The organism is Polaribacter sp. BM10 (assembly GCF_002005425.1).
Classification (GTDB): domain Bacteria; phylum Bacteroidota; class Bacteroidia; order Flavobacteriales; family Flavobacteriaceae; genus Polaribacter; species Polaribacter marinaquae.
On sequence record NZ_CP019704.1, the window covers coordinates 24,691 to 37,519 of the forward strand.

Here is a 12,829-nt window from a genome sequence, read left to right on the forward strand (position 1 = left end):
TTTTAGTTTCTTAAAGGTTTACCAGTTTTTAACATTGCCTGAATTCTTTCTAACGTTTTACGTTCTGTACATAACGATAAAAATGCTTCACGCTCTAAGTCTAATAAATACTGTTCTGTAACCAATGTTGGTTCAGATAAATCTCCACCCGCCATAACATAAGCTAACTTATTGGCTATTTTCATATCGTGTTGTGAAATGTAATTAGAATGTTCCATAGAATCTGTTCCTACTAAAAACATACCTAATGCTTGTTTACCTAACACTTTAACATCTTTTCTTGTTGCAGGTTGCGTGTAACCACTTTCTGCCATTAATTTAGCATGTGCTTTGGCAGTAGCAATTTGTCTGTCTTTGTTTACAACAACTACATCTTTACCTTTTTGAAGTAAGCCTAAATCGAAAGCCTCGTGTGCAGAAGTAGATACTTTAGCCATACCAATTGTTAAAAAGTTTTCTTGTAAAACATTTAACTCTACATCTCCTTTGCTAAATGAATCTGATGCTCTTAAAGCCATTTCTTTAGAACCACCACCACCAGGAATAACACCAACACCAAACTCTACTAATCCCATATAAGTTTCTGCTGCTGCAACAACTTTATCTGCATGTAAAGAGATTTCACAACCACCACCTAATGCCATTCCATGCGGAGCAGAAATTGTTGGAATTGATGAATAACGCATACGCATCATTGTGTCTTGAAAATATTTAATGGCATAATTTAATTCATCATATTCTTGCTCTACAGCCATCATAAAAATCATACCAATATTTGCACCAACAGAGAAATTCGACGCTTGGTTACCAACAACCAATCCTTGAAAATCTTTTTCAGCTAAGTCGATACCTTTATTAATTCCTGCTAAAACATCTCCACCAATTGTGTTCATTTTAGACTGAAATTCTATATTTAAAATACCGTCTCCTATATCTTCGATAACTACTCCAGAATTTTTAAATACTTGATTTGATTTTCTGATGTTATCTAAAATAATAAATGATTCTTGACCAGGTTTTTTAGTTTGAGCTTTAGAAGAAACATCATAAAAATAAGTTGCACCTTCTTTAACAGAGTAAAAAGATTTAGAACCAGCAGCCAACATTTCTGTTACCCATGCAGCAGGTTCATGTCCTTCAGCTTTCATTAACTCGATACCTTTTTCTACACCAACTGCGTCCCAAATTTCGAAAGGTCCGTTTTCCCAACCAAAACCAGCTTTCATTGCATCGTCAATTTTATACAATTCATCAGAAATTTCTGGAATTCTATTTTGAACGTATGCAAACATTGCTGCAAAGTTTTTTCTGTAAAACTCACCAGCTTTATCTTTACCACCAACTAAGATTTTAAATCTGTCGATTGGTTTATCTATTGTTTTTGTTAATTCTAACGTTGCAAATTTTGCTCTTTTTTTAGAACGATATTCCATCGTATCTAAATCTAGCGTTAAGATTTCTTTTTTACCATCTACAACTGCTTTTTTGTAGAAACCTTGTCCGGTTTTACTACCCAACCACTTGTTTTCCATCATTGTATTGATGAAATCAGGAAGTTTGAAAAGCTCATGAGCTTCGTCATTAGGACAATTTTCGTAAATTCCATTAGCAACATGAACTAAAGTATCTAAACCAACAACATCTACAGTTCTAAAAGTAGCCGATTTAGGCCTACCAATTACAGGCCCCGTTAACTTGTCTACTTCTTCTACTGTTAAGCCTAATTCTTTAACTTGATGAAATAAAGATTGAATTCCGAAAATACCGATTCTGTTACCAATAAAAGCCGGTGTATCTTTAGCTAAAACCGATGTCTTACCTAAAAATTTCTCACCATACATCATTAAGAAATCTGTAACTTCTTGTTTACAATCTGGTCCAGGAACAACTTCAAAAAGTTTTAAATATCTTGGCGGATTAAAAAAGTGTGTTACTGCAAAATGCTTTTGAAAATCTTCACTTCTTCCTTCGTTCATAAACTTGATAGGAATACCAGAAGTGTTAGAAGAAATTATTGTACCCGGAGTTCTGTATTTTTCTAATTTTTCGAAAACTATCTTTTTTATATCTAGTCTTTCTACAACAACTTCCATAATCCAATCTACATCTGCAACCTTTGCAATATCATCTTCTAAATTACCAGTAGTAATTCTGTTTGCAAATTTTTGATTGTATATCGGAGACGGTTTTGATTTTAAAGATGCTGTTAATGCATCATTAACCAATCGGTTTCTAACAACTTTGTCTTCTAATGTTAGTCCTTTTGCTTCTTCTTTATCGGTTAATTCTCTTGGAACAATGTCCAATAAAAGAACTTCTACACCAATATTAGCAAAATGACAAGCAATACCGCTTCCCATAATTCCGGAACCAATAATTGCTACTTTCTTAATTCTTCTAGTCATTTGTTTGATTTTTTATACTGCTTTATTGTTGATTTCTTTATAAATTTCTTTATCTGCTATTAATTTATTTATGGTAGAGGTCACATTAAAAAAACCTTCTAAGTCTTTTTCTGTAACATTATTTATTACTGTTTCATTAAATTGAATAACGTGTCCTTTAGAAATTTTACGCATTTCTTTACCGTATTCTGTTAATTTAATAATTACGCTTCTACCATCGTCTGGGTTTTTTTCTCTGCAAATAGCACCTTTGTCTTCCATGTTTTTTAAAATTCTAGAAAGGCTTGTTGGTTCCATTCCCATTAACGGTCCTAAAGCTGTAGACGGCGTTCCGTTTTGCTTATCAATATTTAACAAAACAAAAGCTGTAGCCATTGTGCTATTATGTGTTAACGCTTGTTCGTTATACAATTTTGCAACGGCCTGCCATGTTGCTCTTAATTGATGATCTATTGATTTATTTTTATTCATTGGTTCAAATATAATAAAATTTATTATGCGTGCATAGTAAATTTAAAAAAAGTTATGCATGCATAGTAAATTTAACATAAAATTAAACTGTAACGTTTTTAGTTGATGTTACACTAATAGTTATAAAATATGTAATTTTGTTAGGCTTTTTACCTAAAATGAAAATCTACTTTAATCAATGAAGAATTTATTAGAAATAAATAATGTAGTTAAAAGATACGGAGATTATACTGCGTTAAATAATGTTTCACTTGCAATTCCTAAAGGAAGTGTTTACGGTTTGTTAGGGCCAAACGGTGCGGGTAAAACGTCTTTAATTAGAATTATAAACCAAATAACAATGGCAGATAGTGGTTCTGTTATTTTAGATGGAGAAAAACTAGCACCGCATCATACAGCTCAAATTGGTTATTTGCCAGAAGAACGTGGTTTGTATAAGTCTATGAAGGTTGGCGAGCAAGCTTTGTATTTGGCACAATTAAAAGGATTAAGCAAATCTGAAGCGAAAAAAAGATTAAAGTATTGGTTCGAAAAGTTTGATATTTCTGCTTGGTGGAATAAAAAAATAGAAGAACTTTCTAAAGGAATGGCGCAAAAAGTGCAATTTATTGTTACTGTAATGCACAATCCTAAATTATTAATTTTTGATGAACCCTTTTCTGGTTTCGATCCTATTAATGCACAATTAATTGCTAAAGAGATTTTACAATTAAGAGATGAAGGTGCTACAATAATTTTTTCGACTCACAGAATGGAATCGGTAGAAGAAATGTGTGATGAAATTGCTTTGATAGATAAATCAAACAAAATTTTAGATGGTAAGTTAGATGATATTAAACGTAAGTTTAGAACAAACACGTTTCAAGTTGGTTTAAATACTCAAAATCCTACAGAAGTAGAAAGAATTTTAAAAGAACACTTTAAAGTGTATCCATCAGATTTTAAATTATTAAGCGATAGTTTAACTTTAAACGTAAAAATACCAACTGGTAAAACGGCAAATGAATTGTTGTCATTTTTAACAAGTAGAGGAGAAGTACAGCATTTTGTAGAGCTTATTCCGAGCGCAAATGATATTTTTATACAAGCAATAAACAAAAATAATTAAGAAGATGAGCAAGTTAAATTTAATTATACAAAGAGAGTTTATTGCTAAAGTTCGTAATAAATCATTTATAATTATGACTTTTTTGAGTCCGCTAATTATGGTAGGTATGGGTGCATTAGTCTTTTTTCTGATGCAAAAAAATGATGAAAAAATTAAAAAAATAGTTTATGTAGATAATTCTGAGTTTTTTTCGAAAGCAGATTTTAAAAATACAAAAACGATTCATTATTTAGATTACACAGATTTAGGTGTTGAGGAAACAAAAAAGAAGGTAGAAGAAGGTGATTTTTATGGCGCATTGTTAATTCCTAAACAAGATAGTTTAGAGGTTTTAGCAAAATCAATAGAATTTTACTCTAAAGAATCACCAGGAATGTCTGTTATGAATTCTTTAGAAAATAAGATTGAACAAAAAATTAGAAATATAAAACTAACCGATTTTGGTATCGATTTAGATAAAATAGAAGCATCTAAAATCAATACTGATATTAAAATGTTTAACTTTTCTGGAGAGCAATCATCAAAATTAATTAATGGTTTAAAAATTGGTGTTGGTGCAATTGCAGGTTATTTGTTAATGATGTTTGTAATGATTTATGGTACTTCTGTAATGAGAAGTGTTATCGAAGAAAAAACAAGTAGAATTATAGAAATAATTGTGTCATCAGTAAAGCCGTTTCAATTAATGTTGGGTAAAATTTTAGGTAATGCATCCGCAGGTTTATTACAATTCTTTATCTGGGGAGTTTTATTATTTGTAATTCTTACAGTTGTTTCTTCAATATTTGGTGTAGATGTTGTAGAAATGCAATCAGCAAGAGTACCAGCAGAACAAATGGATGCAGTTAAGCAAGCAACTGAAGGTGATAAAGGGCAAATGGTTGTTCAAGAAATACTAAAATTGCCAATTTTAAAGCTATTTGTGTTGTTTATATTTTATTTTTTAGGAGGATTTATGTTGTATAGTTCTTTGTTTGCAGCTGTTGGTGCAGCAGTAGATAACGAAACAGACACGCAACAATTTATGTTGCCGATAATGTTACCATTAATTTTAGGAGTTTATGTTGGGTTTGCCACAGTAATGAATGATCCGCATGGTTCTATTGCTGTCTTGTTTTCTCATATTCCTTTTACAGCGCCAATTGTAATGTTAATGAGAGTTCCTTTTGGGGTTTCTTGGTACGAATTATTAGTTTCAATGGCTTTGTTATTAGTTACATTTGTATTTATGGTTTGGTTAGCAGCAAAAATTTATAGAGTTGGTATTTTAATGTATGGTAAAAAAGCAACTTATAAAGATTTGTATAAGTGGTTAAAATATAAAGGATAAATGCAAGACAGTTTAGAAAAAGTAAAAGAAGCTATAAAAGAAGAAACAACATCTATTTTAGATTATACTTTTAAATTTAGTGATGAAATTAGTATTACTGTAAAAGGACTAATATTTGTTGCAGTAGCACTTTTGTTAACCGCTTTCGCCTTAAAACTAGTACGCAGATTTGTAACTAGAAAAATGCCAGAAAATGATAAAGTTAAATTTATTAGCGTTTTTAGTTATATAAGATGGCTAGTTTTTTTGGTTATTTTCTTAGTAGCTATGGATGCTTCTGGGGTTAATGTTACGGCTGTTTTTGCTGCTTCTGCAGTATTGTTAATTGGTGTTGGTTTGGCTTTGCAAACTTTGTTTCAAGACATTATTTCTGGTATTTTTATTTTGGTTGATAAATCTGTTCATGTAGGCGATATTATAGAGTTAGATGGTAAAGTTGGTAGGGTTCTAGATATTAGATTAAGAACCACAAGAGCTGTAACTATTGATAATAAAGTTTTGGTAATTCCTAATCATTTATATCTAACTAACATTCTTTTTAACTGGACAGAAAACGGAACAGAAACAAGAGAATCTGTAGCAGTTGGTGTTGCTTACGGAAGTGATGTAGAGCTAGTTAAAAAAATATTGATAGATGTTACAAAAGACCACGATAAAATTTTAAAAATACCAGAACCCAAAGTGCTTTTTGCTGATTTTGGAGATAGTTCTTTAAATTTTAAATTGGTTTTTTCTTTAAATAACAGTTTCGAAACAAGGTTTGTACAAAGTGATTTAAGGTTTGCAATAGAAAAAGCATTTAGAGAACATAATATTTCTATTCCTTTTCCACAAAGAGATGTTCACTTATATCAAAATCAATAGAAAATTAAACAAGAAAAAGAATTAAAGGTTTAGATATAATTTTGAATTAAATTTATTTAAATTACGTTTCAAATAAAAATTTATGAGCAAGATATTAATTATCGAAGACGAAGCAGCAATTAGAAGAGTTTTGAAAAAAATTATTTCTGAAGAAAATGATGCATATAATGTTGAAGAAGCAGAAGATGGTTTGTTGGGTATAGAGATGATAAAAAATAACGATTACGATTTGGTTTTATGCGATATTAAAATGCCTAAAATGGATGGTGTTGAGGTATTAGAAAAAGCAAAAAAAATAAAACCAGAAATACCAATTGTGATGATTTCTGGTCACGGAGATCTTGATACCGCAGTAAATACAATGCGTTTAGGTGCTTTTGATTATATTTCTAAGCCGCCAGATTTAAACAGGTTGTTAAATACAGTTAGAAATGCTTTGGATAAAAAGGTTTTAATTGTTGAAAACAAAAGACTGAAGAAAAAAGTTAGCAAAAACTATGAAATGATAGGAGAAAGTGATGCGATTTCTCATATTAAAGAAATTATAGAAAAAGTTGCGGCAACAGATGCAAGAGTTTTAATAACTGGGCCAAACGGAACAGGAAAAGAATTGGTAGCACATTGGTTACACGAAAAATCAGATAGAGTTAAAGCGCCAATGATTGAAGTAAATTGTGCAGCAATACCTTCTGAGTTAATAGAAAGTGAATTATTTGGGCATGTAAAAGGATCTTTTACTGGAGCAAATAAAGATAGGGCAGGTAAGTTTGAAGCAGCAAATGGCGGAACTATATTTTTAGATGAAATAGGAGATATGAGTTTGTCCGCACAAGCAAAAGTATTAAGAGCTTTGCAGGAAAATAAAATTCAGAGAGTTGGTTCTGATAAAGACATCAAAGTAAATGTAAGAATTGTTGCAGCTACTAATAAAAATTTAAAAGAAGAAATTGCACAAGGAAGATTTAGGGAAGACTTGTACCATAGATTAGCTGTAATTTTAACTAAAGTTCCTGCTTTAAATGATAGAAGAGAAGATATACCTTTATTAGTAGAGTTTTTTGCTAATAAAATTTCTAAAGAACAAGGTTCAACTAAAAAAGAATTTTCTAAAGATGCTATTGCACTTTTACAAGAATATGATTGGACAGGAAATATAAGGGAACTTAGAAATGTTGTAGAAAGATTGTTGATTTTAGGAGAGAAAGAAGTGTCTGCAAACGATATTAAATTGTTTGCAAACAAGTAGGTTTTTTATTTTCTAGCAACGTAATAATCGCATCAAAGCTTTTAATTTTTGCATGTTCTAAAGCAGTTTTACCTTCAACATCTTTTAAGTTGAAATCTGCATTTTTGTTAAGTAAAAATTCAACCATTTTTTCTTTATTGTAAATTGTTGCAAAAATTAAAGCTGAATAACCTTGGTTGTTCTGCATGTTAATATTTGCATTGTTTTTAAGTAGCAATTCTGCAATTTCTACATTGCCTTTAAATGCTACACCTAACAAAGCAGTATTTCCTTTCGCATCTTGATGGTTTACATTTGCGTTATGCTTAAGTAAGGTTTCTGCAATTTCTTTTTTATCAAAATAAGTTGCAAAAACTAAAGGACTAAAACCTCTTTTGTCTTTTGAATTCGCTAGGTTAGGAAATTTTCTTAACAAAGTTTCAATCATATTGATATTCATAGATTGAATTGCGTTAAAAAAAGTATTTAAAATATTCATAATTTAAAAGTTTAAAAAAAAGGATAGGTTTTGCAAAACCTATCCTTTTTAGATTTATATAGATTATTTTACATCAAATCTGTCTAAGTTCATCACTTTAGTCCAAGCGGCAATAAAGTCTTTTACAAAACGATCTTGACCGTCGTTTGCACCATACACTTCAGCAATTGCTCTCAATTCAGTGTTAGATCCAAAAATTAAATCAGCTCTCGTACCTTTATATTTCACTTCTCCGGTATTTCTATTACTTCCTTCAAAATATCTATCGTCTTCAGAAGTTGCTTTCCAAGTATAAGTAAAATCTAAAATATTTTTGAAGAAATCGTTCGTTAAAGTCCCAACATTGTCTGTGAAAACTCCGTAATCAGAACCATCATAATTAGCCCCTAAAACTCTTAATCCACCAACTAAAACAGTTAATTCTGGTACAGAAAGTGTTAATAAATTAGCTTTGTCTATTAATAAATCTTCTGCAGCAATTGCTAAATCTTTTTTAATGTAATTTCTAAAACCATCAGCTAATGGCTCTAAATATCCAAATTGCTCTACATCAGTTTGTTCTTGGGTAGCATCGCCACGACCTTGAATAAAAGCAACAGTTTCATTATAACCAGCATTTTTTAATGCTTTTTCTAGACCAACATTTCCTCCTAAAACAATTAGATCAGCTAAAGAAACTTCGCCTTCAAACTTGTTTTTTACATCTTCTAAAGCTTCTAGAACTTTCGCCAATTCTTTTGGATTGTTAACTTCCCAACTACGTTGAGGTTCTAAAGCAATTCTAGCTCCGTTTGCACCACCTCTATTGTCAGAGCCTCTAAAAGTTGATGCAGAAGCCCAAGCTGTAGTTACTAATTGAGATATTGTTAAACCGCTATCAATTATCATAACCTTTAAATTCGCAATATCAGCATCACTTAATGTATAGTTTACTGCAGGAACTGGATCTTGCCATAACAATTCTTCTTGCGGAACTTCTGGGCCTAAGTAACGAGAAGTAGGTCCTAAATCACGATGAGTTAGTTTGTACCAAGCACGTGCAAATGCATCTTCGAATGCTTTATGATCTGCATGAAATTTTTTAGAAATTTCTAAATATTTAGGATCTACTTTTAATGCAATATCAGCAGTAGTCATCATTAAATCTTGTCTGCCATTTGCGTCACCAGCTTTTGGTGCCATTTTAGCATTTGAAGCCGCGGTTGGTTTCCATTGATGTGCGCCAGCAGGACTTTTTGTTAATTCCCAATCGTAATTTAATAATACATCAAAATAATCTGCATCCCAACGAGTAGGATTTGGTGTCCAAGCACCTTCAATACCACTTGTAATTGTATCATCTAAAACACCGGTACCAAAACTGTTTTTCCAACCTGTACTCATTTCTTCTATTGAAGCACCATGAGGTTCTTTACCAACATATTTATTAGGGTCTGCAGCACCGTGTGCTTTTCCAAAAGTATGTCCACCAGCAACTAAAGCAACAGTTTCTTCATCGTTCATTGCCATTCTACCAAAAGTTTCTCTAACATTTTGAGCAGAACCCATCGGATCTGGATTTCCGTTTGGTCCTTCTGGATTTACATAAATCCAACCCATCATAACTGCCGCTAAAGGATCTTCTAATTCGCCATCGTCATATCTTTCCTCATTCGCTCCCCATTCAGTTTCACTTCCCCAATAAATATCTTGCTCAGGTTCCCAAACATCTTCACGACCTCCTGCAAAACCAAAAGTTGGAAATCCCATTGACTCTAAAGCACAGTTTCCTGCTAAAATCATTAAATCTGCCCAAGATATTTTGTTACCATATTTTTGTTTTATTGGCCATAATAACAACCTTGCTTTATCTAAGTTACCATTATCTGGCCAACTGTTAATTGGTGCAAAACGTTGGTTTCCTGCTCCTGCGCCTCCTCGTCCGTCACCAACTCTATATGTACCAGCACTATGCCACGCCATACGTATCATCAATCCTCCGTAATGTCCATAATCTGCAGGCCACCAATCTTGAGAATCTGTCATAAATTCTTTTAAATCTTTTTTAATGGCATCATAATCTAAACTTTTAAAAGCTTCTGCATAATCAAAATCATCTCCCATTGGGTTCGATTTTGCTGCGTTTTGACGTAAAATATTTAATTTTAATTCGTTTGGCCACCAATCTCGGTTTTTAACACCTTGACCAGATGTTTGTTTTGTAGTTCCGCTTAAAAAAGGGCAATTAGCTGCACTTTCATTTAAATCGAAATTATCTCCGTGTGGTTGACTATTAGCGTGAGGATTGTTTTTCATTTTTTATAATATTTAATTTGACAATGCAAACCTACAGGTTTTTTATGAATAATTATTATCTATAGTTTTTATTTTTAAATAACTAAAAACTATTTAAAATATTTTCTCATTAAATTTACAAATTTTTAATTAAAATAATTCGAATAATTTTAGTCTATTTTTTTAATTGATTTTGATAAATTTAATTTATAGTATAATAAAAACTTAACATTAAATTCTAACAAATAATCTACACTCATTTATATCTTTGTGGTCTCAAATAACGAATTAATAATTACTTAAAACTTATAAAAAATGGCAACAGCAGTTGGTAAAAAATTTCCAGATTTAAATGTAGACGCAATGAACGAAATGGGAGATACGTTCAAAATTAATGTTTTAGAAGAAGCAAAAAATAAGAACAAGAAAGTATTATTATTTTGGTATCCTAAAGATTTTACATTTGTTTGTCCTACAGAATTACATGCTTTTCAAGAAGCTTTAGCTGAATTTGAAAAAAGAAATACTATTGTAATTGGTGCATCTTGTGATACACCAGAAGTACATTTTGCATGGTTAAATACTTCTAAAGACAATGGTGGTATCGAAGGTGTAACTTACCCAATTTTAGCAGATAGCAACAGAAACTTATCTTCTATTTTAGGTATTTTAGATATTTCTAATGAAACTTTTGATGAAGCTACTCAAACAATACAAGTAGAAGGGGATAATGTAACTTACAGAGCTACTTATTTAATTGATGAGGAAGGTACAGTTTTTCATGAAGGAATAAACCACATGCCAGTTGGTAGAAATGTAAACGAATTTTTACGTTTAATTGATGCTTACGCTCACGTTCAGAAAAACGGAGAAGTTTGTCCAGCAAACTGGGAAGAAGGTAAAGAAGCAATGTCTCCTAATGCAAAAGGAACTGCAGAATATTTAGCTTCTCACTAATAAATAATTGATAATATTCGTGTTTAGAAGTTTTCTAAACACGAATATTTTAAAAAACTACAACTATGTTACAAGAATTAACAGAAGACAATTTACAAGAAATTGTAAATAATAATGATAAGGTAATTGTGCAATATTCTGCTACTTGGTGTGGTAATTGCAGAATAATGAAACCAAAGTTTAAAAAATTAGCTTCAGAAAATGAAAACGTTGCTTTTGTAATTGCAGATGCAGAAAAATTTCCAGAAAGTAGAAAATTAGCAGATGTTAGTAATTTGCCAACATTTGCAACTTTTGAAAGTGGAAGTTTTAAAAATCAAGCGCAAACAAATAAGTTTGATGTTTTAAAAGACTTAGCAAGCGAAATTATTTAATTATGAAGTTACCTGTAATTAAACACCTAACAAATTTTATCGAAGAAAACGATCAAGATTATGTTTTAGAAACCATAGAAACTTTAGAAGCTTTAACAGAAGTTCCTTCTTTAAAAGATGAAGAATTAGATGTTATCGGCGAGTTGATTTCTAATATGTACGGAGCTATCGAAGTTGATAAAATGGTAAAAGATGGCGCTCCAAAAAAAGAGGCCTTAAACACTTTTATGAAGCGAGTATTAGGCTCAATAGATAAATAATCTATTTATAAAACAGACCTTAAGTAAAAGCTTGAGGTTTTTTTATGCCTTAAATTTAGAACTTATAAATATTGCCATTTCTTTAGCCCATATTTTATAAGTTAATTCTGATGGATGAACGCCATCACTAAAGTAAAGACTCGAATTTTTATGAGACAAATTGTTTCTACTACTCCAGTTTTTTAGCGTGATAACTTCATCATAATAAAAAATATTTTTTTTAGATTTAAGGTAATTCTTAAGTTCAGATCCCAAAATCTCAACTAAATTTCCGATAACAAATTTTATTGTTTTTGTAAACGCAGGAAACTCTTTAATAGGTGGCATATTTGTAAAGTAAATAGGTGTCTCTGGAAACTTTTTTTGAATAGAATTAATTAAATTTTCGATATCTTTTAACCATTTCTTTGGAGAATTTAAGGTAAAAGCATCATTTCCGCCCATCCCGATAACAATTATATCGACTTTAGTCTCTTCAATTTTAGGTATTATTTTAGTAGTAACTTTTGCTACAGTATATCCGCTTCTTGCATACACACGCCAATGTATATTTTTTTGTAATTTAGTAGAAAGTTTTGTTGCCAAAGCGCCGGTAAATCCGTTTTTGTGATAATCTACACCAACACCTGCAATTGTACTTTCTCCGATAGTAAGAATGTGTAAATCCGAAGAGAAATTATTATTTACAAAACCTATAGTTTCTTTTGCTTCTGGTAATGTTGGTACATTTTTTCTAATATTTTTTCCTTGAAAATATAGCAAAGGTAAGAGAGGTAAAGAAGTAACCACGCCTAAATTATATTTTAAACTATACTTCATTATTTTTGGCTTCGTTGGCTTTTTTAATAATTGCTTTTAAACGTTCTTTATGTAACTGTTTTTCTAACTTTACTTTGTTAATTTTTCTATTCATTAACTTAGTATGTTTAGCTTTATTAGCAGTGTTTTTTTCTTTTCCTTTCTTGGGCATTTTTCTATGTCAATAAAAAGTTACAAATAAAATAAAGGTTCTATTTTCTCTTTAAATTCTATTATCTTCGTTTTTTACAAAAATAACAAAAT

At 31.0% G+C, this 12,829-nt stretch carries 13 protein-coding genes; 7 read left to right on the top strand and 6 right to left on the bottom strand.

The window, feature by feature from the left end; translation table 11 throughout:
* Window positions 1-2 precede the first annotated feature (2 nt).
* Window positions 3-2,405 carry a 3-hydroxyacyl-CoA dehydrogenase/enoyl-CoA hydratase family protein gene (locus BXQ17_RS00110; RefSeq protein WP_077808662.1) on the bottom strand — a complete coding sequence of 801 codons (2,403 nt, stop codon included), beginning with the start codon at window positions 2,403-2,405 and terminating at the stop codon, window positions 3-5.
* 12 nt (window positions 2,406-2,417) lie between these two features.
* The gene (locus BXQ17_RS00115) at window positions 2,418-2,876 is read right to left on the bottom strand and encodes a MarR family winged helix-turn-helix transcriptional regulator (protein WP_077808663.1); all 459 of its coding nucleotides are present in this window, start codon (window positions 2,874-2,876) and stop codon (window positions 2,418-2,420) included.
* A 178-nt stretch (window positions 2,877-3,054) separates the two neighbouring features.
* Between BXQ17_RS00115 and BXQ17_RS00120 the strand changes: the two genes are divergently transcribed.
* The 4 genes from BXQ17_RS00120 to BXQ17_RS00135 all read left to right on the top strand — a co-directional run bounded on the left by BXQ17_RS00120 (window position 3,055) and on the right by BXQ17_RS00135 (window position 7,424).
* Window positions 3,055-3,984, top strand: a complete 930-nt coding sequence (locus tag BXQ17_RS00120) for an ABC transporter ATP-binding protein (RefSeq protein WP_077808664.1) — start codon at window positions 3,055-3,057, stop codon at window positions 3,982-3,984.
* 4 nt (window positions 3,985-3,988) lie between these two features.
* Window positions 3,989-5,314, top strand: coding sequence for an ABC transporter permease (locus BXQ17_RS00125; protein ID WP_077808665.1), 1,326 nt, complete (start codon window positions 3,989-3,991; stop codon window positions 5,312-5,314).
* Complete coding sequence (locus BXQ17_RS00130; RefSeq protein ID WP_077808666.1) at window positions 5,315-6,178, top strand: mechanosensitive ion channel family protein; 864 nt, start codon at window positions 5,315-5,317, stop codon at window positions 6,176-6,178.
* 82 nt (window positions 6,179-6,260) lie between these two features.
* Window positions 6,261-7,424, top strand: a complete 1,164-nt coding sequence (locus tag BXQ17_RS00135) for a sigma-54 dependent transcriptional regulator (RefSeq protein ID WP_077808667.1) — start codon at window positions 6,261-6,263, stop codon at window positions 7,422-7,424.
* Here BXQ17_RS00135 and BXQ17_RS00140 read toward each other — a convergent pair.
* Window positions 7,402-7,902, bottom strand: coding sequence for an ankyrin repeat domain-containing protein (locus tag BXQ17_RS00140; protein ID WP_077808668.1), 501 nt, complete (start codon window positions 7,900-7,902; stop codon window positions 7,402-7,404). The two genes, BXQ17_RS00135 and BXQ17_RS00140, sit on opposite strands and share 23 nt — an antisense overlap.
* 63 nt (window positions 7,903-7,965) lie before the next feature.
* Complete coding sequence (gene katG, locus BXQ17_RS00145) at window positions 7,966-10,197, bottom strand: catalase/peroxidase HPI (RefSeq protein ID WP_077808669.1); 2,232 nt, start codon at window positions 10,195-10,197, stop codon at window positions 7,966-7,968.
* Between the two features lie 294 nt (window positions 10,198-10,491).
* On the opposite strand from katG, the gene BXQ17_RS00150 reads away from it, so the two are divergent.
* The 3 genes from BXQ17_RS00150 (at window position 10,492) to BXQ17_RS00160 (ending at window position 11,767) form a co-directional block, all read left to right on the top strand.
* Window positions 10,492-11,133, top strand: coding sequence for a peroxiredoxin (locus tag BXQ17_RS00150; RefSeq protein ID WP_077808670.1), 642 nt, complete (start codon window positions 10,492-10,494; stop codon window positions 11,131-11,133).
* Window positions 11,134-11,198: 65 nt separating this feature from the next.
* Complete coding sequence (locus BXQ17_RS00155) at window positions 11,199-11,507, top strand: co-chaperone YbbN (protein WP_077808671.1); 309 nt, start codon at window positions 11,199-11,201, stop codon at window positions 11,505-11,507.
* Window positions 11,508-11,509: 2 nt separating this feature from the next.
* Window positions 11,510-11,767 carry a hypothetical protein gene (locus BXQ17_RS00160; RefSeq protein ID WP_077808672.1) on the top strand — a complete coding sequence of 86 codons (258 nt, stop codon included), beginning with the start codon at window positions 11,510-11,512 and terminating at the stop codon, window positions 11,765-11,767.
* A 42-nt stretch (window positions 11,768-11,809) separates the two neighbouring features.
* On the opposite strand, the gene BXQ17_RS00165 is transcribed toward BXQ17_RS00160, so the two are convergent.
* On the bottom strand, window positions 11,810-12,586 hold the full coding sequence (locus BXQ17_RS00165) for an SGNH/GDSL hydrolase family protein (RefSeq protein ID WP_077808673.1): 777 nt from the start codon (window positions 12,584-12,586) through the stop codon (window positions 11,810-11,812).
* Window positions 12,576-12,737 (bottom strand): hypothetical protein, encoded by a 162-nt coding sequence (locus BXQ17_RS14460; protein WP_187661412.1) that lies wholly within the window; start codon window positions 12,735-12,737, stop codon window positions 12,576-12,578. The genes BXQ17_RS00165 and BXQ17_RS14460 overlap by 11 nt, the downstream gene beginning before the upstream one ends.
* Window positions 12,738-12,829: the final 92 nt, after the last annotated feature.